We start from the raw sequence: 24,390 nt of genomic DNA, 5'->3' as shown, positions 1-24,390 counted from the left end.
CGCCTGGTAGCGCGGGGCTGGCTGGCCGAATTCACGGCTCGCGCAGGTCGGGGGTGGTCCAGCCGGTGGTGTCGTAGTCGGACATACAGGTGGCGACCAGGTCGCGCAGTTCGTCGGCGAGGCCGGTGGTGCGGGCGTGGTGGTAGGTCTCGATGCGGGTCACGTCGGGGGAGGCGGCCCACAGGTGCTCGTAGAGTTCGTGCCGGCTGGCGAACTCGCTGCCGATGGCGTCCCAGACCAGTTTCATCAGCTTGACGCGCTGCTCGGCGTCGATGTCGTCGGCGCCTGGCAGGTAGGTGTCGAGGTAGGGGCGTAGTTCGGGGCGGCGAAATCGGAGACGTGCGAGTTGAGGTCGATCAGGGCGCCGGCGAGCTGGTGTTCCGTCAGTTCCCGGACGCGACGGCAGGCGGCGGGGCCGAGGACGCGCTGGGCGAGCGTGGTCGTGGTGTGGGGTTTGACGTAGGCGCCGTTCCAGGGTTCGGCGGCCTCCGTCATGGCGGTGACCAGCGCGTGCAGGGTGTGCCGCCAGGCGAGCGCCTCGCCGACGCCGGCTTGGACGTTGCGGTGCACGTGGCTGCCGGTGGTGCGGACGGCCTCCAGCAGCAGGCCGCACAGGAAGTCGAGTTTGACGGACAGCCGGGTCGCGCCGTGGAAGATCGAGCGGGGGAGGAAGCCGGAGCGGTGGACGAAGCCGTTGAGCCGGTCGAGGTCGCGGTGGACCAGGACGTTCGACCAGGGGATCAGGGCGCGGTCGAAGACCACGATGGCGTCGTTCTCGTCGAACCGGCTGAAGAACCTCGCACGGCTGACCCCCGCTCGCGCGGGGAGGACTCGGTGAGCTTCTGCGTAGCCTCGCGCTTGAACGGCTGACCCCCGCTCGCGCGGGGAGGACACGGGCCCGGGCCGGGCCCGGGCAGCAGCGATGACGACGGCTGACCCCCGCTCGAGCGGGGGTCAGCCGGCGAAGGGCTGGGCGTCGCAAGCCAGGAGGTGGTCCTCCCCGCGCAAGGGGGGGACCCCAATTCGGAGGAGTTGGCGCGCAAGGTCCTCCCCGCGCGAGCGGGGGGCAGCCGGGCGTAGGCGCGCTGGACAACGCCGGGCGACAGTCCTCCTGGGGTGTTCACGAGTGCGGCTGACCAGGGCCACAGGCGGGGCGTCGAAGATCGCTTCCCATGTGAGCGGAGATCGTTTCCCAGACTCCGCAACGGCCGGGGTATCGAATGGGTGGGTCAGGGCCGGCCTCTACGCTGCGAGCGCGAGCAGATAGCGGAGCAAGGGAGCAACTATGACCGACTTGTCATCGATCGCGGCTTTCCTGGGAAGACCGGCTCCCGTGGATGACGCCGACGCTTACGAGGAGTTGGAGGGGAAGTGGGGACTGCGACTGCCTGAAGACTTCAAGGACCTCACCCTCGCCTATGGGGACCAGTCGATCGCCGGCTACCTCACGATCTTCGGCCCGGAGCTCTACCGTGATGGTCACCCGGAGAGTATGCGAGAGGCCCTGGAGCGGTCTCGGTGGATTCCCCATCCCATCCTTCCCAGCGCCGGAGGCATGCTGCACTGGGGCCACACTCCGTACTCCGACCAGCTGTTCCTCGTGCCTCGGCCGGACGGCAGGTGGACGGTCTCTGCGTGGGTGCTCACTCACGCCGAGTGGATCGACTACGAGCTGACCTGCGTCGAGTGGCTGAGGGCCGCCCTGGCCGAGGAGGTCGCTGCTGAGTGGCTGCCGGCCTGGGAAGGCAACTTCGACCTCGATTAGCCCCTGCCCCGTCGAGTGTCGCACCAGGCTGGCAGAGTGAACGCATGGACGACTTGATCGGCACGCAGACGCCGCTCCTCCGGATCGCGGACGCGGCGGGCGCGCTGCGCGCGCTCGAAGAAGCTGCCCCCGCGATTGCTGATTTGAAGCGTCCCGCGCCGGCGGGCGTTGACTGGCCAGCCGTCGAACAGGCCCTGGGCACGGCTCTACCGGCCGACTTCAAGCTTCTTACCGAGCAGTATCCGAGCCTCATCGTCGGGGGAACCCTCTTCGTTGGGTCCCCGCAGGTAGGGGCCGAGCACTCCTGGGTCGACGCCACGCTGGAGGAACTGGAGATCGTCGAGCAGTGGTGCGAGGACGCGAACCTTGCGGTGCGGCTGCAGCCCTTTCCCGCTCTCGGGGGACTTCTTCCGTGGGGGTCGACGGACTGGGGTGACTACCTCTTGTGGTCCACTACCGGCGCGGATCCGTCGGACTGGACTGTCACCGTTGCCACGCGCAACGGCGCCTGGTGGCACTACGAGGGCGGAATGGTCCAGTTCCTCGCCGAGATCATCGACGGCACCCTGGAGCAATGGGCGCTTCACACTATCCGCCCCGAGGTCACCGGTTAGCTAGAAGGAGGCACAGATGCAGAGCTACCTGATGGCCGTGCTCGAGATGATCGGGCCCGGTCGGTCGGACCAGCCAGGGTCGGTTGGATGGGGAGAGGTGGAGAGCCTGCTGGGACTCGAGCTCCCGTCGGACTTCAAGGAGATCGTTGAGACGTATGCGCCGGTGACTCTCAACCACCACCTCACCTTGACCCGGCCGGGTACCCGGTTCTTCAATCTTGCTGAGCGCCTTGTTTCGCAGATCAAGGCCTTGGAGGAGTCAGACTGGGACAGCCACGGCGTATCGTTCCGCGGTGCGACGCCGAGGTTCGGCGGGCCGGACGGGCTCATCCCCGTTGCCAACACCGACCGGCGGGAGGTGTCCGCGTACTGGTCTGAGTGCGCCACCAAGTACAGAGTTATGTGCACCACTCACCGTCGGGGCGATCACTGGACTGCTGTAGCGTCCTCCCGTGCACGAGATCTTCAGGTCGCTCCCGTGGCCGTTCGAGAACGTCGAGTTCCCTCCGGACCTCGGAGCTGTTGTTCAGTGGACGGTGGCGAACGGTGACCTGCCGGCGTTGTTCGTCGGTCACACCGAGGAGAACTCCTGGCTCGTCGGCGATGGTGTGAACAACCCGAATCTCGCCGGCGCGTGTGCGGCCATGTGCATCTGGGCAGCGATCGAGCACAACTCGAGCATGCGAGGGCTCGCGGATCTGCCAGTCGGCTGGGCTGCTGAGCGGGACGCGCCCGGCGATCCTTGGCGCCGGGCTCCGTTCCGGCTCTTGGACTAGACCATCCCGTTCCAGGGGGTGCGGTGACTGCAGCGAACTCCTATGCCACGTCGGTGTCCTGGGTAATGGCTTGGAGGCGGTTCTTGAGGCGGTAGCTGTTGCCGTTGATCGAGACGACCTCGCAGTGGTGCAGGAGCCGGTCGAGGATGGCCGTGGCGAGGACCTCGTCGCCGAACACCTGACCCCATTCGCTGAAGGCCTTGTTCGAGGTCAGGATGATCGAGCCCTTCTCGTAGCGCTTGGAGATCACCTGGAAGACCAGGTTCGCCTCCGCGCGTTCCAAGGGCTGGTATCCCACCTCGTCGACCACGAGGACGCTCGGCCGCAGGTAGGTGCGGAGCTTGCTGGTCAGCCGCCCGGTGGCCTCGGCGGTTCGGAGGTGGCGGACCATGTCGTCGAGGCTGGTGAAGTAGATCGAGTAGCCGGCCCGGCAGGCGGCGACCGCGAGGGCGACGGCGATGTGGGTCTTGCCGACCCCGGGCGGCCCGAGCAGGGCGGCGTTCGCCTTGGCCTCGACGAACGACAGGGTGGCGAGGTCCTTGACCTTGCGCGGGTCGAGCTCGGGCTGGAAGGAGAAGTCGTAGTCGTCCAGGGTCTTGTGGTGCGGCAGCTTCGACAGCCGCAGGCCCTGGCGGAAACGGCGGTCGTCGCGGACGCCGAGCTCCTCGCTCAGGACGAGGTCGAGGAAGTCGAGGTAGCCCATCTTCGCCTCGTCCGCGCGCTTGGCGTACTGGCTCAGGCCGTCGGCGAGGTGGGGCAGGCCGAGCTTGCCGGCCATGGTGCGGATGCGGTTGCTGACCAGCTCGCTCAACGGGCGCCCTTCGTCGGGTAGTTGGTGGTGAACGGGCGGGTGCCGGTCAGTTCGTCGTAGACGGACAGCGGGCGGCGGCCGACTTCGACGCGGGCGGCGGCGGCCCGGTTGAGCAGGGCCCGCAGCGGTCCGTCCTCGTCGGCCGGGGCCTGCTCGCGGCGGGGCTGGGGAAGAACGTCGCCGGTGGTGACGCGGCGGGTGTCGCCCTTGGGCAGGCCGTCCCAGTGCCGCTCGTCGACGATTCGGGCGCCGCGGCCCACCGCCCGGGAGTGGACGGCCAGCAGGGTGTCGCCGCCGGAGTCGGGGACGGTGGAGTGGATGACGATCTGGGACTTGGTGGCCCGGATCTCGACCAGCTGGCGCGGGCGGACTTTGCGGGCGGGCACGGAGTAGAGGTTCGCGTCGAAGGCGACCAGGCAGTCCTTGCCGACGTGCCGCAGGTGCCGTTGTGCGACCAGGTAGGGGGTGTGGGGCAGCGGCCGCAGGGCCGTGTGGTCGCGGATCGCGCGCAGGCCGATGACTTCGCCGTGGGTGCCATGAACCTTCGCGCGTCGCAGCGGCACCCAGGCGGTGAACGCGGCGTCGAGTTCTTCGATGGAGGAGAACGCCCGGCCGGCCAGGACGTGGTCGCGGACGATGGCGACCTGCCGCTCGACCCGGCCTTTGCCCTGGGGCCGGTAGGCGGCCAGCACGTCGGGGTCGAAGTCGTAGTGCCCGGCGAACGCGACTGCCTCCGGGTGGAGCGGGACCGCTTCGCCCGGGGCGACGTGCCGGCGGACCACGGTCATGGTGCGGTCGTAGACGATGCTCATCGGCACCCCGCCGAAGTGGGCGAACGCCCGCTGGTGGCAGTCGAAGAACGTTGCGAGGTCCTGGCTGGTGGTGAAGCAGCAGAACGGGTCGCGCGAGTACGACAGCGTCATGTGGAACGAGTAGATCTTCGGGATGCCGAGGTGGGCGAGGATGCGGCCCTCGTCGCCCCAGTCGACCTGGGCCTGGGCTCCGGGCACGACCTCGAACCGGCGGTGCATGCCTGCGAGTTCGTGCGGGTTGATGCCGAGCTCCTCGGCGATCCTCGGCCGCGCTTCCTGCAGGTAGATCTTGATCCGCTGGTAGTTGATGGCGATCCCGTACTCCTGGACCAGCCGTTCGTGGATCACGGTCGCCTTGAGCAGGACCTCCGAGCGGAGCATCGTGTCGATCAGCGGGGCGATCCCGTCGACCGCCCGCGGCCGGGGTCGAGTGCCGGACGCCCGCTGCGGAGGCGCGGCCGGGACCTGGGCCGACAGGTACTTCGTGACCGTGCGGCGGTTCAGCCCGGTCTCCTTCGCGATCTGCCGCAGGCTCATCGCCCCGGAGTCGTGCAGCGCACGATACCGCCGCAACTCCAGCCAGCGATGCGGGTCCAGAACCACTGTCAGCCGCCCCTCTGCCGCCCGAACCGACGACAGCAGGCTCACCGACAGCAACCGGTCACCGCATCAACTTTGGCGCACAGTCACTCGTACGAGCTGGTGCATGTTGACTCGTACGCCGACACCCTGGTCATCGACATGTCGGTGGGCCCTGACAGCATCACGGTCATGACCGACATGGATGACCTTGTGCAACGCGTTGCCATCCGGGCCGCATCCGACAGCGAGGACCTTCCCGCGCCTGTTAGCAAGGCCCAGATTGCGGAGGCCGAGGCGCAACTGGGCTTCGCACTGCATCCCCTACTTGCGCGTCTGTATCGCGAGGTCGCTGACGGCGGCTTCGGCCCCGACTACCGACTGCTGCCACTGCTTGGTCCGGGCTCCAGCGTCGCTGGCGAATACCTGTCACGACGTGAGGCGTCCGTTGGAGTGGAGCACCCGGAGTGGCCCGAAGGCGTCGTACCGATCCTGACCTGGGGCTGTGCCATGTACGCAGGCGTAGATTGTCTCAGCGAGGGCGGTCAGGTCCTGCTCTTCGAGCCGAACCCGTATAGCGGCGGATCGTGGGATCAGTGCTGGTTCCTCGACTCCGCCAGTCTCGCAGCATGGCTGGAGACATGGCTCGCGGGGACGGGCTGGTTCGAGGAGGACGCCTTCGAAAGGGACGACCTGATCGAGCCTCAGCCATGGGACCAGGCCGCAATCCGACTGTCCTCCGGCGCATAGCGAAACACCAACACTTCGTCCCGCTGACGCAGGCGCCGTCATCCTGGGCATGCTCACGGCTTCCTTCGGAGAGTCGGCATCGGGAGGGCGACCAACGCACTGGCTGCGTGTCTGGCGATCTGCGCGAGTTTGTCTTCCGCTCCGGCCAGGCTGACCCGGAGTCCTTCGACCTCGCCGAGCCAGCCCTCGCGCTCGGCCTCCTCGATGCGAGCGTGGAGGTTGTCGCGGATCTCCACCAGGCGGTCGCGTTGGGCGGGGTCGGGCCAGAGCATGGGGCAGCGGACGCAGGCATGTTCATGAATGCAGGGGGTGCTGAACGCGCGGCCGCAGGTGCCGATGGAGACCTTGCGCCGTTCGAAGTGACCGAGGAACTCGGTCCACTCCTCGTCAGTGGGGACGCGGTATTCATCGGTTGGCCGCATGGCTCGTCGACGGGCCAGGAAGGCCAGATGGGCTTGAACGGCCTCGTCGGGATAGACCGCCTTGTAACCGAGGGTGACGTTGATGTCCTGGTGCCCGGCGATGACCTGGGCGATGTGCGGGGGCAGGCCGCTGAGGACAGCGTCGGTGATGAACAGCCGGCGGAAGTCGTGCGGCGTGAAGTGCAACGGGCCGCCGGTGACGGAGTCCGTCAGCCCGGTGTGGGTGAGCGCGGTGGTGAGCATCTTTCGGACGGCGCCCGAGCTGATCGCCCGGTTCTCGTAGCCGCGGTGTCGCTGGAACAGCAGTGGTGCGGGCGGCAGCCAGGTGCGCTCGTAGTGGTCGTAGGCGGGGACCAGGGGAACTCGGCCGCTCTTGTCGCGGACCCTGCGGATGATCGTGGAGTGTCCGGTGACGGGGTCCTCGGCCAGCACTTTGGCGGCCGCCGACCGGCGCGGGGCGACGCGTACCAATGTCTGCCCGGCGGCGGTGAACGTCTCGCCTGGTGCCGCGTCGCGGGCGGCGGCCAGCACGGTGGCGGCGTCCTTGCGTCGCTGGTCGACACTGCGGACCAGGACCGGCAGTACTGGCAGACGCTCGCGGGTGCGGGCGTCCATCGTGATTTGCGGCGCCGTTTGTCTTTCTTGCGGTTGATCTCCTCGCTTCCGATCGGACAGGGGGCGACCCAGCCGGCCCAGCGCGCGGGATCTTCGACGGCCCAGTGCGCCAGGTCCAGGTAGAAGGCTCGCACTGGGGTGAGGCACTCGCGGTAGTTAATCCGAGGTGCTTCGGTGGTGATCCGGCGGCCGTCCGGGGTGCGGACGGTCTTGGTGGTGGTGCGAAGCCGCTGCTTCCAGGCGTCGGCGACATTGGTCGGCAGGTGCAGGCTGTCGATGCCTGGGTGGTGCCGTTCCAGATCTGACCAGAACAGCTTGGCCAGGTAGTAGGACAGCGCATCCAAGCTGTTGTAGTCCAGTGCCGGCTGGCGTTCTCGCAGGTAGTCGACAAGAAGGTCGCGGACGGGGCGGCAGGCAATGCCGTAGCGGTCGATCAGCTCTTCGGGCGTGCGTTGTCCGCCCGTCCGCAGTTCGCGCAGGGTCGCCGGGGCCCGATCGTCGAATACATCCAGGTTGTGCAGGACCCGATAGAACAGGTGGGTGGCTCCGACGGAGGTGCCGCGTAGTTCGGCCTCGATGTCCAGTAGTTCCAGGACGTCGCCCGGGACGATGTCGGCGATGATGCCGCCCTTGGCGACGAGGATCTGGGCAGCGCGGTAGGCGGTGCGGGTCGCCGCGGCCGTGTTGACGCTCGGATCCGTGGCGCAGCGTTCTCGCAGTCGGGCGAAGCCGGTCGGGTCGCGGTGCTGGGCGAGCATGCCGACGAGCGCGCTGCTGCGGAGCGACGAAGTGATCAGCCAGGGCAGTGAGGGTCGGATGAGATCGGCGCAAAGAGCGGGGTGCACCGCCCGGAAGAAGGATTCCTGGCGCCAGGGCACCTCGTGTCCGCGCTCACGCATCCAGCGTAGCGGGATCTCCCGCCAGTTGGCGCCGTCGTCGTCGGCGCCACTGGCCAGCCAACGCTCCTGCCAGGTCGCGCCGGGCTGATCGGTCAGCCAGTCCAGCAGCAGGCCAAGCCCGAACTTGCGACCGTTGTTGTCGCAGGCCGGGGCGAAAGGCTCGGCGGCCAGCCGACCCCAGACCTCCTCGCGGCTCTGCCCGGTCGCTGGCCAGACGTCCTTCCGCGGCCGTGCCCGGACCAACTCCGTGACCGGCCGAGGCGGCTTCGCCGCCGGGACCTGCGCGGTCTCCAGTGCCACGGTCATCAGCGGGCGGTCCCGAACAGCACGTCCAGCGCCTCGGCCGAGTAGCCGGGGGCAGCGGCAGGTGCGGTGCGTGCGGCGGCCTGTCTCGTTTGCTCGGCATGATGGGCCAGCAGTCGCCGGATGACTTCTTCCTTGCGGGGAGTGAGATAGATCTGGGTGGAGGTCAACTGGGCATGACCAAGAACGAATTGGACATCGGTGAGCGGGAGACCGGGGTCCTCTGCCATGCGGTAGGCGGCGGTGTGCCGCAGTGCGTGCAACGTCGCCGCGGTGCCGGCGTTGCTGTTGGCCCGCTCGAACATTCGGTGTGCCGCGTGGTAGGTCAGTGGCCGAGACGGGTTGCGCAACGTCCACCACAGCGGAACCCGTCGCCCCCTCGGGATCACGTCCTCCAGCTCCAGCTGGTAGAGCCGCAGCCAGACGAACGCATCCGTCGAGGCCGGAAGCTCCTGGACCTCGCCGGTGCCCTTACGGACCACGCTGATCAGCTGGCGGCCCGGTTCGACCCCGCCCTGCCAGGCGCTCAGCAGCTCGCTGGCCCGCGCGCCGGTGGAGACGTAGAAGGCGACCAGTGCCCGGTCACGGATAGAGGGCAGCCGGGCAAAGATCTCGTTGAACTGCGCGTCCGGGACGCTGCGAGGAATCCGCTGCGGCAGCCTGGGCCGGTAGAGGCCGACGCGCTCATTGCGCGGCGGATCCATCGGGTTGCGGTGAGCATGCGCCCGCCGGCCCCGCCGCGAGCGGTCCAGCGGAAACGGATTGAGGACCGGCCCAGTGCCGGCATCGCGGTGGAAGTCGTAGAAGGTCCGCAGCACCGTCTCGCTGTGCGTGCGGACCGACGTCGCGTACGGCTTCCCGCCGGCAACCCACCGGCCAGCCTGGTCGGGGCGCCGCCAGTGCCTACGGGACGGTTGCCCAGCGATCTGCAGCCAGCGGGAGAAGTCCCTGGCCTCGATGCGCTCGGCGCGATCCCACGGCACGTCGACGGCCCAAAGGAACCGGAACCAGCGCAGCAAGTCCATCCCGTAGGAACGAGCCGTTGTCGCTGGCCGTCCGGCCGCTTGCAGGTCCCGCAAGAAGACAGCGACTCCCTCAACCGACGTCCCCTGCGGATCGACGAGCCGGTAGGGCTCCCACGGATCGTCCGTGTCCGCCAGCTCGCCGACCAAGGGCACGGACAGGACCGACAGGTCTCGCGGTGACTTCATGGCCAGCCCAACGACGATCCCGCCAAAGGGTCACTGACCTGCAAAGACGTCACCAGTAGTTCAGTCAACGGGTAGTACTTCGCGACCGCAGCGAACGCCGGCAGCACCCGGCCGCTGGCCGGGTGGCAGACGGTGGCCATCCGGTCGAAGCGCCAGCGCCGGGCCGTTCCGCCGAGCTTGCGCACCACCTGGTCGAGGGCCTGCACCAGGTGCGGGAAGTCCTCGGCCTCCGCGAGCACCGCCCGCCAGCGGCCCGAGTGTGCGAGCGCCCCGACCAGCAAGTGGGCGTGTGAGCCGACGCCCCAAGCCGCGGGCGGGTCGGGCAGCTCCAGCCAGTCGAACTGGATCTCCTCGCCCGGCGGGTGCGCGATCACCGCGACGTCCCGGCCGGTCGCGGCCTTGCAAGGCTCGCAGTGCGGGCGGACCTGGTGGCGGCGAAGGGCCCGGGTGAACGTCGAGTAAGCGCCCCGGTAGCCGAGTTCGCAGACCTCGTCGAACAGCGCCGACGCCCACAAATGCGGGTCGTCCGCGAGGCGTTGGCGGCAGTAGTCCATGAACGGCACGAAGGCGTCCGGCGGTTGGGCCCGGTGCTCGGGCACGCGCTCGCCGTTCAGGTAGGCCCGGATCGTCTTGCGGTCGCGGCCCAGGTGACGGGCGATAGCCGAGATGGACCAGCCCTGCCGACGCAGCGCGTGAGCGTCCACGTCTTCCTAATTCGTTGTCAGCGACGCCAGCAGCGAGCTCAGATCAGTGCCGGCGCGTTCGAGCACACGGTGCGGATACCTGACGTCTTCCTGGCTCCGAAGGCCTCGCGGGAGAGTGGTGGCGCGACCGAGTGCTGGTGTGGTGGCGGACGTGAGGGCGCCGACGCGGACGCCTCCATGCGACCCGGCCAACAGGCCTTTCCAGAGAGCGGCGACGCTCGGCAGTTCGCGGCCATCACCACACGGAAGTTGTTGGTGACGCGTCATGGGTGCCGAGCGGATGTCTTCGCTGGACCTGGCCTCGACGCCTCTAGCCAGAGCGACGACGCTCGGCACCTATGACGCGTCACCAACGATCCGCTTGATCACTCGTTGGTGTTCGTGGTGCGAGCCCGCCCCACGGCGACCTCTCGATATGCCCGAGTTGTCCGAGCTCCCGCGCAAGACCGAGGCCCGTGAGGTGAGCTGGTGCCACGAACGGCTAGTGAGGTGTCGGCCCGGCCCATCGAGGTTGAGGCCTGGAATTAGGTCGCTGCTTGGCCCGCATGCGCTCGTGACCAGCGCAATTGCCTGGTTGATGGGGAGGGACCATCTTGATCTACTGCGGTATCGACTGGGCGGAGAAGACCCACGACGTCGCCTTGGTCGACGACACCGGTCAGCTGCTGGCCAAGCGGCACATCACGGACGACGCGGCCGGCTACAAACTCTTGCTGGATCTGCTCGCTGAGTACGGCGATTCCGACGAAGAGCCGATCCCGATTGCGATCGAGACGAGCCGCGGCCTGCTCGTCGCCGTCCTGCGGACCGGCAAACGACAGGTCTTCGCCATCAACCCGATGGCCGCCGCCCGCTACCGCGACCGGCACGCCGTCTCCCGGAAGAAGTCCGACCCCGGCGACGCCCTTGTCCTGGCGAACATCCTCCGGACCGACATGCACGCCCACCGGCCACTACCGAAAGACAGCGACCTGGCCCGCGCCATCGCCGTCCTCGCGCGCGCCCAGCAGGACGCGACCTGGAACCGCCAGCAGATGGCCAACCAGCTCCGCTCTCTGCTCCGCGAGTACTACCCGGCCGCCCTGGCGGCCGTCGCTCCCTGGCAGAACGGCCTGTGTCGGCCTGAAGCCCGCGAGCTCCTCAAGCTCGCACCCACTCCCGCCAGGGCGGCTCGGCTGACCCGTGCGCAGATCACCGCCGCCCTCAAGCGGGCCGGTCGCAAGCGCGGCATTGAAGCGGAAACCGAGCGACTCCGTGAGGTCCTGCGGGAGGATTGGGCTCACCAACCAGCCCTTGTCGAGGACGCACTCGGCAAGCAAATGCTTGCCCTGCTTGGGCAGTTGGAGGCCGCTTGCACCGCGGTCGACGACCTCGCCGCAGCAGTTGAGGATGCGTTTCCCCAGGACCCCGACGCCGACGTGCTCCTCAGCTTCCCTGGGCTCGGCCTTCAGCTCGCGGCCCGCGTGCTTGCCGAGATCGGCGACGACCGTGCGCGGTTCGCCGACGCCCGAGGCCTGAAAGCGTACGCCAGCTCCTCACCCGTCACCCGGGCCTCGGGCAAGAAGTCGAGCATCACCAGAAGACTGGTGAAGAACGACCGGCTCAACCACGCGGGCTACTTGTGGGCCTTCTCGGCCCCGAACGGCTCACCCGGAGCCAGGGCCCACTACCGTCGGCGGCGCGACGAACACGGAGACTGGCACGCGGCTGCCCTGCGAAACCTGTTCAACCGAATGATCGGCCAGCTCTACCACTGCCTACAGCAGAACAAGCTGTTCGACGAACACATGGCGTTCCCAGCACCGCCTGAGCTCGCGGTTAGCGCGGCTTGACCGGCAGCAACTCGCTCATCCAGCCCGGCAGCTCAGGGTCCTCGCGCCAGGCTGCGGCAATCGATGCGAGGGCCGCCCATGACTCCTCCGCGACAGGTCCGGGGCGACCCGTTGCCAGCTCGGCATACAGATGACGGCACAGGTGGGACGTGACTTCGTACAAGGCCCCGTTGACTTCCGCGACGCGTGCCAGCGCGGACCCCGGGGCATGAGGCGGCTCTCCGTTCAGGCGGATGGTCGGAACCGCGGCAGCGTATGTCCGTCCGTGGATGAAGTCCCGCAGCGTGACCACCTGGTCCCACGTCGGCAAGGAGGGCTGGGGAGAGTCCGACTCGGTCATGCCGCGAGGCACTGCGAGAGCCAGGTGTCGTAGTCCATGCTGCGAGTCACGGCCTCAGGCCTTGGGGTGCAGGACAGCCTCGGCGATCTCCTGCACGCGCTCCATGGTGATGCCGGCACGTTGTTCGACTGCGAGCGGGTGGTCGGTCGGTTCCAGCTCGATGATGGGGCGCTCGCCCACGGGGCGTGTGTGGACCATGGTCTTCAGGTTGATCGTCGACGGCGAGTACAGGAACAAGGACGGCTGCGACACCCGCAAGGAGGTGCTGATCGCCGAGGCCGTCTCCGCGCCGATGGTGGGCGCGAGGTGCGCGCTGGCCGGCGGACTCTGGGTGTCGCCGTACGACGACGCGGTGATGCAGGACGCAGGGCTCCTCGACGTCGACCACGTCGTCCCCCTCGCCGAGGCTTGGGACTCCGGCGCCGGCACCTGGACCGCGGCGGAGCGGCAGGCCTACGCCAACGACCTGGACGAGGCGCGCGCCCTGATCGCGGTGTCCGCGAAGTCGAACCGGTCGAAGGCGGACAAGGACGTCGCCGAGTGGCTCCCGCCGGCCGAGACCTACCGCTGCACCTACCTCGCGGACTGGACTGCGGTCAAGACCCGCTGGCGCCTGACGGTGGATCAGGTGGAGGTCGACGCGCTGCACCGCCTGACCGCCGACTGCCCCAACGAGCAGCTCACCGTCACTCGCGCTCGCTGACCGGGCAGGGGCACGGAGGCTCGACAGCCCACGGGTCCGTCGTCAGGGAGCCGGACCATCGGTGCACGTGATGGGACCGGGGCTTCACAACTTTGCTCGCCCAGGCCGACGCCGAAACGGATCAGCCCCGTCACCCTCGCGTCGATACGCCTGTGCCTCAGGCCCGGAAACCGCCGCACAGGGTACCTACAGCAGACCCAGGACGGAGGCGCTCAACCCGAGGGCCTCGGGCGTGTGCCAGCGGGGTCGCTCCCGTGTCCCGGCCATGGCCCGGCCTGCCGCGAACGCTTGCCGGTGGGCCGGCTGATGTTTTTGGACCCTCTTCCAGAGTGCCCGCGCCTGCGGGTGATGGCCGGTGCTGACGAGGAACTCCATCAGATCCTGCGCGAACCCCCACCCGGTGAGAAGAGGATCAGGAGCTGTCCGCGCGATCTGCTCGGGATCGACGGTACTGGCGAACCACGGGAGCGCGGTGTCACGAAGGTGAGCCGCGAACCGCTCCAGTCCCGTCAGGCGCTCCTAGGAGCTGTCCGGTCGATCATGTGGCTGTCGCCTGGTCGGATCGTTCTCCCGTGTATGGGGCGGGGTGAACGCGGTGGCCTGTCGGACGCGGAGTGGGAACGGTTGCGGCCGTTCCTGCCCGTCAGCAATGGTCGGGGCGGGCGGTGGCGCGACCACCGCCAGGTGATCGACGGGATTTTGCACCGGGTGCGGACCGGGGTGCACTGGCGCGATCTGCCGGAGCGGTTCGGGCCTTGGAAGATGGTCTACGAGCGCCATCGGCTCTGGTCTGCGGACGGCACCTGGGAGCGGCTGCTGCAGCAGCTCCAGGCCGCGGCCGATGCGGCGGGCGAGATCGACTGGGACGTCTCGGTGGACTCCACCATCGTGCGCGCGCACCAGCACGCGGCCGGCGCCCGCACCGAGCTGCCGCCGGCCCTCACCGCGCAAAAGGGGGACGAGGCACTGGAACACCAGGACGAAACTCCGTGGCAGAGCCTCGTCGACCGGCTGGTGGAGGTGGTGCTGGAGGCGAGGGCCTGGGGCGTTCGCGCGGCGGCTTCACCACCAAGATCCACCTGAGCGCGGACGGCCGCTGCCGCCCGTTGTCCCTGATCGTCACACCAGGGCAGCGGGCCGACTGCACCCAGTTCGCGCCGGTGCTAGAGAAGATCCGGGTCCCCCGGCCCGGTTCGGGTAGGCCCCGCAAGAAGCCGGACAGCGTCGCAGCAGACAAGGCCTACAGCAACGGTCCCTGCCGTGAATACTTGCGGCGGCGCGGCATCCGGCACACGATCCCGGAGAAGGCCGACAGCCGGTCCGCCCGCCTGCGCAAGGGATCGAGAGGCGGACGGCCACCGGGGTTCGACGAGGAGCGGTACAAGAAGCGCAACACCGTCGAGAGGGCCGTGAACAGGCTGAAGAACTTCCGTGCGGTGGCTACGCGGTATGACAAGCGCGGCTACGTGTTCCTCGGCACTGTCTCAGCTGCAGCTGTCATCGTGTGGCTCCGCTCATGACCGGCCGCTCGGGTTCAAGTCGAGTGCGGAAGCCCGGCCGACCGCGGCAAACAGGATGAGTGGCAGCTCCTTGTCGGCCTGGCCGATGGCCAGCGCGAGCCAACGGCCGCTGTCGGGGAGCGGCCACACCTTCATGCTCACGGCCTGCTGGCTGAGGTAGTCGAGCGGCTCGGGCACCGGCTCTCCCTCGCAGCCAGCACTGAGATACGGTCCGAGATCCACGATGAACGCATGGCCCCAGCGAGTCGTCAGACGTGCTGCCAGGTCGTCGAGGCAGGCCTGCAGGTCGGCTTCGGCCTCAACCCAGGCCTGCCCGTCGTCGTCATCCCAGAAGTCCCGACTGACCTGCAGCTCGCGCACATGATGCTCTGGTCCACCGCCCCCGGAGGAGTCGACATAGGTCACCTCCGGGAACGGCTGCACGGCCAACGCGTCAATCGTCGAGAGGTACTCCTCGGTGGTCATAGGCGCAGGCTATGCGACCGTGCAGACAACCGCCGTCCATGCGCACCGACAAGTGATCGACCGGACAGCTCCTAGGGCTGGGTGAGCACCACGAAGTGCTGACCGGGCAGGTCGAGGAAGCTGGAGGAGCAGACGATCGACTCGACGGATTCGGGCCGACGCACGGTCAGCTCGGGGTTAGCCCTACGCCACCTGCCCAGATCGTCGTCGAGGACGGTCAGGCTCGTCACGGTGAACTTGATCAGGGATCCCGATCGGTTCCCCTTGCTCTTCTCCAGCTGGAGTACCTCCCGGCGAACCGATTCCTGGCGCTCCAGCGAGTGCCGAGATCTGACCCACCTGAACCCGCCGAGCATCGCCGCCAGGCATGTGGCCCCGGCATGGACGACATCGGCCGGCTTGTCGGCCTGAATCAGGCGGGTGGTCAAGTCGTCAGGCTGCGTGGAGGTCACCTCGCACATGGTGCCGCACGAAGATCCGCCGGACAGAATCTTGCCGGTGTCAGCGGGCCCGCGTAGCTTGCGGCTGACCGCCCGGCCGGGTGGAGTGGAGGGAGTGGGACGTGGAGTGGGTCGGGGACGCGCGGCTGGCGGCAGGGCCTGAGGCCACCTGGTATTTGGAGGCGGCTTTCACGCCCGGTGCTCACCTGGGGACGGTGTACGACGATCCGACGACGCCGGTAGTGGTGACGGGTGTTGAGGAGGTGACGTCGATCCGCATACCGAGCGGCCGACTGGTCGTCGATGCGCCGTGGGACGACGACGAGTTCTGGGAGTACGAGAGGGGGCTGCCGGGTCGGCCCCCGCGTGAGCTGGCGGTGCGCATTCCTCCGGGCGTCTACCGGGTGGAGATCGCGTGGACGGCGGGCCCGTACGAGTTCATGGGCGAGCACCTTGACGGCGTTGTGTGCGCCGCAACGCGGCTGTGCATCAGCGACGACCCTGTCGTCGGATGGGAGATGGGCCTGAGTGTCGAGGACGACATCGCCCGGCTTCAGCCAAGGCACATAGGCCGCTTCTTCTCCGATGCCAATGTCGGCTGCTTCGCCGATGCGGGCGCGTGGACGACTCTGTCCGCGCCGTTTCGCACGTTCGCCGACGGGGTCCCGGCCCCTCGCGACTCCGAGCAGTTGGCCGGCGGGTGCGAACGGGTATGCGACGAGTCGCAGCAAGCCGATCTGGTCACGTTCATGGCCGAGTCCGGGGGCGTCGTCTGGTTGGGCCGCACGAAGACCGGCGAGGTGGCGGCGATCGTCGTCACCAGCGGCCTGCACGATGCCAAAGCATGACGTCGCCTGGAGCCGACCGCGACCCGGGACTGCCCGCACTGCCGGCAGCCGATCACCATCGTCGCCCTGCTGGCCACCCCCGAAGCGGCCAGGCCGACGATGCCGCACCACCGCGGCGACGTCGCCCCGCCGCGGCGTACTCCCTGAGCAGGCCCTTCGCCTGTCCCCGGCTCACAGGTCGAGCTGGGGTCGGGCGGGCGAATGTGCAAACCACTGCGGCGGCCCCGTCGAAACCTGGTGCCGTAGCGAGGCCGCGCTCTCCTCGCGAGGTCAGCGAGCGTCACCCGGATCGTCACCAGGTTGACGAACTGCGGTTTCACCCGGATCAGGCGGCGGCGTGAGATGCATTGGATGCAATTCGGCTCGGACCCGGACGAGTCGAGGCCTGTGTCGGTAGCGGCCGAATTCGGGGCGGGCCTGGTCGACGAGGATCTCCACCACGACGTCCGGATCCACGGGTAGGTAGGCGACGGGTGGTGCGCCGGGGAGGCCGCCGACGGTGCCGGGCAGCTCGGCGATCTGGCCGTCGCCGGCGGGGCGCAGCAGTGGGGCGAGTTCGGCGCGTTGGGCGGGGGTGAGGGGGAGGCTGACGCCGACCTTTCGCAGTCGGCCTGTGGGGTCGGGTTAGGCGAAGACGGCGGCTTGGCGGTTGGGGTCGCCGACGGTGATCCCGACGACGACGGCGTCGACGGGGTGCCGCTCTCGCCATTTTCGCCACCGGCTCCCATATCTGGACAAATAGGGCGATCCTGTGGGCTTGAGGACCAGGCCCTCGACCGCGCCGCCGGCCGCGCCCACCCAGCCCTTCGCTTCGTCCAGGTCTGTGGTGGAAGGCAGCGGCCAGATCGCGCGGGGGCCGCCGTCGAGGAGTTCGGTGAGCCGGTCGAGCCGGCTGGTCAGCGGCTCGCGCCGGAGGTCCTGCTCGCCCTGCGCGAGTGTGTCGAAGGCCGCGAACTGGACGGTGAAGTCCGCGCCAGGCCGCGGGCCCTTCCCGGCGCGGGTCTGCAGCCGGGAGAACACGACCTCCCCGGTATCGGTGACCGCGAGGAGCTCGCCGTCCAGCACCGCCGCCGGCAACTTCTCGGCCGCCGCGGCGATGTCCGCGAAGGGGCGGGTGAGGTCGGTACCGTGCCGGCTCCAGATCCTGGCGCCGGGCCCGGTGCGCACGATCGCTCGCCACCCGTCCTTCTCCAGACTGGGGCATGTCTCAGAGACAGCGGACTCGCAGCGGCGCCGACTGTTGGTGTGGCGTGGCATCCCTTTACGGATGAACGAGCGGTGACGAGGCCTGGGGGCGCGGGGGCCTACATCAGGTCGCTGATCACTGGGTGATCCGTGGAGAGGGGGCAGACGAAGACGCGCATGGCTTCGTGATTTCCGACGACGACGTCGGTCGGCTCGTTGTGCTGGCGCCGTTCGCTGTAATTGCCATCGAGGAAGTCGACAGGCGCCCAGCTCTCCGTGCCGCCGTCCCATTCTTCACTGTCGATCGCGGCCACGAAGCGCATCTCGCTGCCACACGTGCCGCACCGCACCGGTCCGTCGTAGCCCTGGTAGTTCCAGGGTTCGTGGCCACCGAGTTTCCAGCCCGGGGCGGTCGATAGGTCCCAGGAGTATCGGGGTTCGTACTCCTCGGGGTCGTCGGGGTCGGCGAAGGTCGCCCTTTCCCACTCTTCGACGCGGCCCTCGAACTCCATGCCCAGAGCACCTGGATGCGGGTATTCGATCACCGGCTCCGGCCGCAGGAGGCATGGGGTGGGCAGGTAGCCGGGTGCACCGATTGCCACCGGTTGTGGCGGGGTCAGGAAGCGGTCTCCCAGGTCGGCGCTGCGGCGGTAGCGGACCTGGACCCATGGGCCGGCGATTCCGTTATAGGGCGCTGTCCGATCGTCGTACATGTGCTGGAACGGGCACCAGAGGATCTGGAGGAGGTCCGTATCGTCCGGGTAACCGTCGTACCAGGGCACATCGTGCGCGTAGACCTGCAACACGGGCAGCAAGGGCCACACCCCGTCCGCGGAGGACTCGTCCGGGGTAGTTCGACCCTGGTGGGCGAAGCCTGCCGACCGTTCGCCTCGGACGTCGGCGAGCCGATGTGGTTGCCCGTACGTCAGATGCCGGCCGCCTGGGCAGCTCGGCCACACCTCGTCCTCCGGCCAGGCCAGCGGTCCTCCCACAGAGCTGTCCCGCGGGCCCGGATTCGCCGGCGCAGGGTGCAGTCGGACCGCTGTCCTTGCGTGGACGGCGAGCTCGGGAAAGACCGAGGTGACATCCGACGGCCGCGGGGGAGTCACCGGGGCTTTCACAGCCGCCCCCGACGGTTTCCCATGTAGTCACTGCGGCCGATTGGAAGGCCGCCAGACGGCCGTGGCGTCTGAGCCGGACAAGCAGACATTTCCTTGATCACACACGGCATCGTACGGAGGAGCGTCCTTCCCGCAACAGGAGGCCTGCGGCGTCAAGACCACAGTGGTGGTGCCGCAGGTCCGCAAGGTCAGCGAGAGTTCGTTCATCTTGCCTGAGCACTTCAATGAGCACGCCGACACCGATCTACGTGGGCGATCAGACCCGAGCGAGCGGGGTGATGACAGCTGATCTGTTGGCGGCCTGTTCGCGGAGTGCTGTGTTCTCGGCGAGAAGGGCAGCGATGACAGTGGCCGCGGCGTCGACCTGCTCCTGGAGGCGGCGCCGTTCGCGGTCGCTGCGTTGTAGCCGTCGGGTGAGGTCGATGATCTGTTCGTCGCGGCGGCGCTGTGCGAGGCCGGCGGGGCTGGCGGCAATGCGGGAGTCCCATTCGGCGAGCAGGTTCGTGGCGCGGTTCATGGTGGCGCGGCTGAGGCCCGCCTCGCGCCAGAGGTTGTTCTTGGTGAGCTTGCCGTCGGTGCGCTCGGGGCGGCCGGCGAGCAGTCGTTCCATGGCCTCACGCAGTGCGCGCTCGGTGGCGGGGGTGACGGTCACGGGCGCGCCTTCTTGATGACCAGGTCTACGTCGGCGAGTTGGGCGTCGAGGTGGGCCCGTCGGGCGGCGGGCAGGTCGGGCTGGTCCAGAAGCCGGTTCAGGGAGGTGCGTTCGGACTGCCAGATCGGCAGGTGCTCGGGGGCGATGACGCTGTTGGCGCACCGTGACGGCTGGCAGCGGTCGAGGAGGGGCCCCTGGTGGCCGACTGGAACGGTGGCGTTCTCGAGGCATTTCGCCTCGGCGGGGTCGGCGTCGTTCATGGTGCAGTGGTTGAGGGTGCCGAAGCGGATGGAGATCCTGGTGCGGCGCAGGAGGTCGTGTTCGACGCGGGCGTCGCCATGCCGGGCCTGACCGGTTGTGCGGAGGTGGTCTGCCTGGTGGCGGATGTCGGCGAAGGCGTCGCGCAGGCGGTCGGAGCCCGGGCCGTAGCCGATGGTCTCGCCGCGGGTGTCGGCGTCGAACAGGTCGGTGAGTCGCTGCAGGCGGCGTTCGTGGATGGCCTGGGTGAGGTGGCGGGCCCACTTGGGGTCGGGCTCCATGTAGCCCTGGGTGGTGCGGTTGGCCAGAGCGCGTGCGGCGACGTGCTTGAGCTGCATGCCGACGGCGATCTCCGAGCCGGGGTGGTCGCGGGTGAGCATGGCGATGGTCCGGCGGAACATGTGCGGGGTGACGCGGGAGTCGGGGATCTCGGGCAGGCCGGTGGTGTGCCGGTTGGCGTTGACGTGGGTGCGGAACTGCTGGGGCACCTGCCCGCTGACGAAGCCGGCGCCCTCGAACCAGGCCGAGGAGAACGCCAGCTGGGGGTCGGCGGACAGTTGGGAGGCGATGTCGATGGCGCGGGCGACCGGTTCGATGATCCACCAGTGCTTCACTGGCAGGTCCGGGTCGAGCTTCTCCTTCACCGACTTCACCGCCGGGCTGCTGAAGTACTCCACGACCGAGCCCTTGACGATGTCGCGGACCTCGCAGTCGCGCATCATCGACAGCGCCACTGTGAACAGGTAGCAGGCGTTGCGGAGCGCGGTCGCTTCCGCTCGCAGCTCGATGGGGTGAAGTGCCGCGGTCCACGGGCCGCTGGTGCCGTCCGGGCGGATCACCTCGGCCGGGGTGGCAAGCAGGCCGGGTTGGGTACGGCCGGCGTGGACGAGGCGTTCGACGGCAGCACGTCGGCGGCGGCTGGGGTGGTCGCCGGTTCCGAAGAGATGGGTGCGGGTGGGATCGATGCCGATCATGTGGCTGACCAGGGACCAGTTCACCGGGTCGGTGTGGTGTGGGTGGACGGGGACGCGGGTCGCGGGGTCGGCGAGCCAGGCATCGAGGCGGCGGGAGGCCTCGGCGGTCGTCAGGTGCTGGGCCTGGGCGCGCAGCATGCGCCAGGTGTTGAGGGCGGTGAGGATGTCCGGGGCGAGGACGTCGATGTAGGTCCAGGCGGCTCGTACCAGCGGGAACCAGGTCCCGGGGTCGATCGCCTTGGTCCTGATCGGGCCGATGGTCGGCAGGCCCAGCACGTCGTTGGCACTGCGGCCCGGCCACGGGTCGACGGCGACACCGCCGCCCGCGAGCGCGGAGCGAAGGCGGTGCAGGGCCTTGGTGACGTTGATGTGGTCGGTGACGCTGATCGCCTCGCCCAGGACGAGCCGGTGACCGATGTAGGCGTCGAAGTCCTCAGTGACCCACTGGCTCGGATCATGCGGCAGGCCTCGCTCAGCGCCGTGGAGGACGAGGGCCCGCAGGTGGCCGATGCGCTGGGCGACGGTGATCGGGGAGTGCGGGGTCGGCTTGAGATGGATCCCGCAGGCGAGGACTTTCGGGTGGCGGGGGTTGAGCCAGATCATGGCGATCTCCCGGGCCATGAGGTTCCACTGCGGGCTCAGGTCGGGCAGGATCACCCGCAGGCTGGCCGAGTGCCTGTTCGGGGCCTTCCGCAGGACCCCGTTGAAGTCCCAGCGGTCGGTGTCGCCGAACCGGGGCGGGACGGCACCGGGCAGGACTCGGCCGCTCTGCACGACAGGCTCGTCGTCCCGGAAGATCGACTGAGGGCTGGGGAGCGGGAGTGTGTGGGTCATGCGTCGAACTCCACGTGGCTGGCGAGCGGCAGGTGCAGGGTCAGGCACTGGTCGTTGATCTGGCTGCGGGCAGCGGCGATCTCCGCGTCGGTGTGTGAGCGGATCGCCTCGGCGACGTTGACGCGGCTCTGGCCCCACAGGGTGTGGAAGTGCGTGGGGGACAGCTGCTGCTTCAGGCGCTCCAGGTGGGCGGCGAACAGCAGGAGCTGTGGCAGGTTGGAGGGCAGGACGAAGGCGTTGCGGCACTCCAGGCACCGCGTGGGCGCGACCGGGCACAGCTGGCCGGTGCGACCGTACGGCGAGTCGAAGGGGTCTCTGCAGCTGGAGACGCCCATGTCGAGCTGGCCGGTCCGCAGTTTCTCCACGTCGTCCGCGGTGAGTCCGAGGGCCGCGGCAACGCGGCCCGGGCCGAGGGACTCCTCGGCCTCCGGGGTGAGCACCACCGGACCGTCCAGTGCCTGCGTGAACCAGTGGCGCTGGGCGGTGGTGATGACGTCGCCGGCAATAACCCGCAGCGTCGTCCCGTGGGCGTAGTGGCGGCGGAAGGTCTCCACCGAGTGGTCGTCGGCGATGTCGCTGACGCGGCCCCGGTAGGCGACGGCCTTCTCCACCTTGACCGACTTGCGCAGCCGCCTGATGTCCGGCACGCCCTCGACGGAGACGCCCCGGGCAGCCATCCAGTCGATCAAGCCCGAGCCCGAGAGCCGGTTCATCCGGGACACCGACAACCCGGACGCCGCGAGACCCGTACGCAGGAACAGCGGCACCGGGCTGATCCCGGCCTGGGCCGCCAAGGGCCGGTTCGCCTCCAGCAGCATCCGCACGATCAGCGCGGCGTCCAGGCGGGGTTTGGCCGGATGCAGCACAGCGCCTTCACCGGTGGCCGGCGGCGTGCTGAAGCTCTGCCGAGTACGGGAACGCGCCCGGTTCTTGGTGAAGTCGATCATCACGCTGCGGGGCCCGAACTCGACGTCGTCCTCGGTCAGCGCGGTGACCTCCTCGGGAGTGCGACCAGTGGCCGCGACCAGCAGGATTCGGTACGGCTGCAGGTCGAATGTGCTCAGGAACAGCTGGTTGACCAGGTGACGGCTCACGGCGAGCTTGCCAGACCGTGTATCGAGGCCGGCCGCCTGCAGCTGGTCGTGCAGTTCGGCGGGCCACCGGGAGCGACCCGGCAGACCGGCGCTGATCTCCCGGAACGAGCAGGCGCCGTTGGCCACCGCCCACAGCAGGTTCCGCAGATCCGCCCAGCCCTCGGTCCGCGGGTCTGCGCCGGCGGCGGCCGCCTCCCACCCGGCCCTCAGCCGCGCCCGGACGGCGAGCGCGTCGGTCCACGCCGCGGCGATCAGCTTCTTCTTGTCGGCTCGGCTGAACTCGTCCAGCTCCTGAGTCTGGCCCCGGCGAAGCCCCAGCGCGCCGCCGACCCAGCCGTCCATGCGGGTGTCCACGGCCCGGTCAGGGTGGGCGATGCGCCGGCCCACGAGGATCCGCAGGCGGCTGGCCAGCCAGCCCGGCGTCCTGGAACCGGCCGCGTACCGGGTGGGCAGTACCCGCAGCCACTCAGTCACCGCCAGGTGCAGATCCGGGTCGCGCTCGGCCAAGGAGGCGGTGCGAGGCCGCGGCACCGAGGCGTCGATGTGTGAGCAGAAGTCTCGAATCGCCTGCCGGTACTGGCGATTATTGCTCGCGCTGAAACGGGCCCCCGAGGCCAGCTCCACCCACTCGTCCGCCAGCTCCGCCGCCAGAACCGCGCACCCGAACTCGCCCGGGTCCACCGTGACCACCGCCCGCTGCCCGTTCGCCTCGCTCGCCACCACCTGCCGCACCCCGACCCGCGCCAAGGCCACCGGCTGGCTCGGTGCCCGGGCGTCGACCTCGGTGTACTCACCCCTGCGCGGCACCGTGCTCCTCCAGATCCAGCAGGCGGCGGGCGATCGAGACGTAGGAGGCCCCGCCCGCCGCAGTCCACTCCCGGAAGGCGTCATCGACCTCCCTCATCGGGTCCTTGAGGTACCGGACGTACCGGTAGGTCGTTGCCGGGCTGGCGTGTCCGAGTCGCCGTTGGACGACCAGCAGGGGGTTACCGGTCATGTGGTCCAGCAGGGTCGACATCGGCAGCTGCTGAGCCGCCGCGTCGCGCAGAACCTCCCGAGTCAGGAAGATCAACAGCCTCAGCGCGAAGGTGTGCCGCCAGTCGTGGAAGACCCAGCACCGGCGAGGCATCACCGGCGCCCGCGCGTGCCCGGCCGACAGCTTCATCCGCTCCCATGCGCGCCACCGCACCCGGTCCCACCCGGACAGCGTGAGCATCAACCCGCCCCGGCCGACCAGTAGGGCCATCGGGTCCAGGCCGTCCCCGGTCTCCAGGACGGCGATCCGTCGCAGCTCGGGCTTGAGCGTCTTGATCGGCCGCGTGATCGTGACCCCATCCAGCACCCCGCGCACCCTCGTGCCGTCGGCCTCCAACCGGTCCACGACGAACAGCTCCCTGTGCCGTCGCCGCAACGTGCGCTGCGCGGCCGCCACGATCTCCGGCCGCTCGATCAGCAGGTACGGGTCGAGCATTTCCATGGCGCCAGCCGGGATGTAGACCGAGCGCGGCCGACGCCCCTTCGCGCACTCCGCGAGGTCGACGTCCCAGGATCGCGGCCGCTTCCCCGCCTCCAGGCCGAGCTCTGGCTGCAGCAGCGTCGACCACTCCTCGATTCGCATGCCGGTCAGCAGAGCGAGCTCACTCGCTGCCCGGTTGCGGAGCGGAAAGCATCCACGGAACGCGCCGTCCACCTCGGCGGTCGGTGACAGGCCGCCGAAGCCGACGTCCCGGCAGAACAGGTACTGCTCCAGCTCCATGTGGCGCACGCGGACGTCCTGCGCGATGCCGCTGCCCAGCGAGACGCTGCCTCGGACGGGCCGCCAGGGCCTGGCGGCGACGTGGCCGATCTCCACGAGGTACGCGT

22 protein-coding genes and 2 pseudogenes are annotated in these 24,390 nt (G+C 69.1%); 8 read left to right on the top strand and 16 right to left on the bottom strand.

Annotation, left to right across the window (positions count from 1 at the left end):
• Positions 1–31 precede the first annotated feature (31 nt).
• A pseudogene (locus BX266_RS36230) lies at positions 32–762 on the bottom strand (4-hydroxyphenylacetate 3-hydroxylase C-terminal domain-containing protein).
• 523 nt (positions 763–1,285) lie between these two features.
• On the opposite strand from BX266_RS36230, the gene BX266_RS36225 reads away from it, so the two are divergent.
• From BX266_RS36225 to BX266_RS39465, 3 genes are all read left to right on the top strand, one after another.
• Positions 1,286–1,765, top strand: coding sequence for an SMI1/KNR4 family protein (locus BX266_RS36225; protein ID WP_099907123.1), 480 nt, complete (start codon positions 1,286–1,288; stop codon positions 1,763–1,765).
• A 44-nt stretch (positions 1,766–1,809) separates the two neighbouring features.
• Positions 1,810–2,379, top strand: a complete 570-nt coding sequence (locus BX266_RS36220) for an SMI1/KNR4 family protein (RefSeq protein WP_099907125.1) — start codon at positions 1,810–1,812, stop codon at positions 2,377–2,379.
• A 452-nt stretch (positions 2,380–2,831) separates the two neighbouring features.
• Positions 2,832–3,155, top strand: a complete 324-nt coding sequence (locus tag BX266_RS39465; protein WP_099907127.1) for a hypothetical protein — start codon at positions 2,832–2,834, stop codon at positions 3,153–3,155.
• A 40-nt stretch (positions 3,156–3,195) separates the two neighbouring features.
• Here BX266_RS39465 and istB read toward each other — a convergent pair whose 3' ends face one another.
• A complete protein-coding gene (istB, locus tag BX266_RS36210; protein ID WP_099907128.1) occupies positions 3,196–3,966 on the bottom strand; it encodes an IS21-like element helper ATPase IstB in 771 nt (256 codons plus the stop codon).
• The gene (istA, locus tag BX266_RS36205; RefSeq protein ID WP_180290759.1) at positions 3,963–5,381 is read right to left on the bottom strand and encodes an IS21 family transposase; all 1,419 of its coding nucleotides are present in this window, start codon (positions 5,379–5,381) and stop codon (positions 3,963–3,965) included. The genes istB and istA overlap by 4 nt, the downstream gene beginning before the upstream one ends.
• 168 nt (positions 5,382–5,549) lie before the next feature.
• Here istA and BX266_RS36200 point away from each other — a divergent pair, with 168 nt between their 5' ends.
• Complete coding sequence (locus BX266_RS36200) at positions 5,550–6,107, top strand: SMI1/KNR4 family protein (protein WP_259465212.1); 558 nt, start codon at positions 5,550–5,552, stop codon at positions 6,105–6,107.
• Positions 6,108–6,160: 53 nt separating this feature from the next.
• On the opposite strand, the gene BX266_RS39460 is transcribed toward BX266_RS36200, so the two are convergent.
• The 4 genes from BX266_RS39460 to BX266_RS36185 are packed head-to-tail and all read right to left on the bottom strand — an operon-like array spanning position 6,161 to position 10,261.
• Positions 6,161–6,796 carry a site-specific integrase gene (locus BX266_RS39460; protein WP_259465227.1) on the bottom strand — a complete coding sequence of 212 codons (636 nt, stop codon included), beginning with the start codon at positions 6,794–6,796 and terminating at the stop codon, positions 6,161–6,163.
• Positions 6,739–8,349 (bottom strand): hypothetical protein, encoded by a 1,611-nt coding sequence (locus BX266_RS40570; RefSeq protein WP_259465235.1) that lies wholly within the window; start codon positions 8,347–8,349, stop codon positions 6,739–6,741. The genes BX266_RS39460 and BX266_RS40570 overlap by 58 nt, the downstream gene beginning before the upstream one ends.
• On the bottom strand, positions 8,349–9,557 hold the full coding sequence (locus BX266_RS36190; protein WP_099907130.1) for a site-specific integrase: 1,209 nt from the start codon (positions 9,555–9,557) through the stop codon (positions 8,349–8,351). Before BX266_RS36190 ends, BX266_RS40570 begins: the two co-directional genes overlap by 1 nt.
• Positions 9,554–10,261 (bottom strand): terminase gpP N-terminus-related DNA-binding protein, encoded by a 708-nt coding sequence (locus BX266_RS36185; RefSeq protein ID WP_259465234.1) that lies wholly within the window; start codon positions 10,259–10,261, stop codon positions 9,554–9,556. Before BX266_RS36185 ends, BX266_RS36190 begins: the two co-directional genes overlap by 4 nt.
• A 593-nt stretch (positions 10,262–10,854) precedes the next feature.
• On the opposite strand from BX266_RS36185, the gene BX266_RS36180 reads away from it, so the two are divergent.
• Positions 10,855–12,093 carry an IS110 family transposase gene (locus BX266_RS36180; RefSeq protein ID WP_099907131.1) on the top strand — a complete coding sequence of 413 codons (1,239 nt, stop codon included), beginning with the start codon at positions 10,855–10,857 and terminating at the stop codon, positions 12,091–12,093.
• Between the two features lie 394 nt (positions 12,094–12,487).
• Here the strand turns inward: BX266_RS36180 and BX266_RS36170 are convergent.
• Positions 12,488–12,658: pseudogene (locus BX266_RS36170) on the bottom strand (DUF2199 domain-containing protein); the annotation flags it as partial.
• Here BX266_RS36170 and BX266_RS36165 point away from each other — a divergent pair.
• Positions 12,594–13,136 carry an HNH endonuclease family protein gene (locus BX266_RS36165; protein ID WP_099907136.1) on the top strand — a complete coding sequence of 181 codons (543 nt, stop codon included), beginning with the start codon at positions 12,594–12,596 and terminating at the stop codon, positions 13,134–13,136. The pseudogene BX266_RS36170 and the gene BX266_RS36165 sit on opposite strands and share 65 nt — an antisense overlap.
• A 576-nt stretch (positions 13,137–13,712) precedes the next feature.
• A protein-coding gene (locus BX266_RS36155; protein WP_399171334.1) for an IS5 family transposase occupies positions 13,713–14,656 on the top strand; the annotation gives its coding sequence in 2 pieces (ribosomal slippage) (positions 13,713–14,168 and positions 14,171–14,656; 942 coding nt in all).
• On the opposite strand, the gene BX266_RS36150 is transcribed toward BX266_RS36155, so the two are convergent.
• Both BX266_RS36150 and BX266_RS36145 read right to left on the bottom strand, forming a co-directional pair.
• The gene (locus tag BX266_RS36150; protein ID WP_099907139.1) at positions 14,651–15,121 is read right to left on the bottom strand and encodes a hypothetical protein; all 471 of its coding nucleotides are present in this window, start codon (positions 15,119–15,121) and stop codon (positions 14,651–14,653) included. The genes BX266_RS36155 and BX266_RS36150 overlap by 6 nt on opposite strands.
• 71 nt (positions 15,122–15,192) lie before the next feature.
• Complete coding sequence (locus tag BX266_RS36145) at positions 15,193–15,573, bottom strand: hypothetical protein (RefSeq protein ID WP_143687101.1); 381 nt, start codon at positions 15,571–15,573, stop codon at positions 15,193–15,195.
• 110 nt (positions 15,574–15,683) lie between these two features.
• Between BX266_RS36145 and BX266_RS36140 the strand changes: the two genes are divergently transcribed.
• Entirely contained in the window at positions 15,684–16,409 is a 726-nt protein-coding gene (locus BX266_RS36140) for a DUF4241 domain-containing protein (protein WP_180290760.1), read from the top strand.
• A 624-nt stretch (positions 16,410–17,033) separates the two neighbouring features.
• On the opposite strand, the gene BX266_RS39175 is transcribed toward BX266_RS36140, so the two are convergent.
• The 6 genes from BX266_RS39175 to BX266_RS39160 all read right to left on the bottom strand — a co-directional run bounded on the left by BX266_RS39175 (position 17,034) and on the right by BX266_RS39160 (position 24,379).
• Complete coding sequence (locus BX266_RS39175; RefSeq protein ID WP_259465211.1) at positions 17,034–17,666, bottom strand: hypothetical protein; 633 nt, start codon at positions 17,664–17,666, stop codon at positions 17,034–17,036.
• A gap of 47 nt (positions 17,667–17,713) precedes the next feature.
• Positions 17,714–18,409 (bottom strand): hypothetical protein, encoded by a 696-nt coding sequence (locus BX266_RS39170; RefSeq protein ID WP_180290762.1) that lies wholly within the window; start codon positions 18,407–18,409, stop codon positions 17,714–17,716.
• A 562-nt stretch (positions 18,410–18,971) separates the two neighbouring features.
• Complete coding sequence (locus BX266_RS36125) at positions 18,972–19,367, bottom strand: hypothetical protein (protein ID WP_259465210.1); 396 nt, start codon at positions 19,365–19,367, stop codon at positions 18,972–18,974.
• The gene (locus BX266_RS39165) at positions 19,364–21,433 is read right to left on the bottom strand and encodes a hypothetical protein (RefSeq protein WP_259465209.1); all 2,070 of its coding nucleotides are present in this window, start codon (positions 21,431–21,433) and stop codon (positions 19,364–19,366) included. Before BX266_RS39165 ends, BX266_RS36125 begins: the two co-directional genes overlap by 4 nt.
• Entirely contained in the window at positions 21,430–23,334 is a 1,905-nt protein-coding gene (locus BX266_RS36115; protein WP_099907147.1) for a hypothetical protein, read from the bottom strand. The genes BX266_RS39165 and BX266_RS36115 overlap by 4 nt, the downstream gene beginning before the upstream one ends.
• A complete protein-coding gene (locus BX266_RS39160) occupies positions 23,318–24,379 on the bottom strand; it encodes a site-specific integrase (RefSeq protein ID WP_180290763.1) in 1,062 nt (353 codons plus the stop codon). Before BX266_RS39160 ends, BX266_RS36115 begins: the two co-directional genes overlap by 17 nt.
• Between the last annotated feature and the right edge of the window lie 11 nt (positions 24,380–24,390).

Source organism: Streptomyces sp. TLI_171, assembly GCF_003610255.1.
GTDB lineage: Bacteria > Actinomycetota > Actinomycetes > Streptomycetales > Streptomycetaceae > Kitasatospora.
The sequence above is the reverse complement of the archived record's forward strand: the minus strand, read 5'-3'. Positions and strand labels throughout refer to the sequence as shown.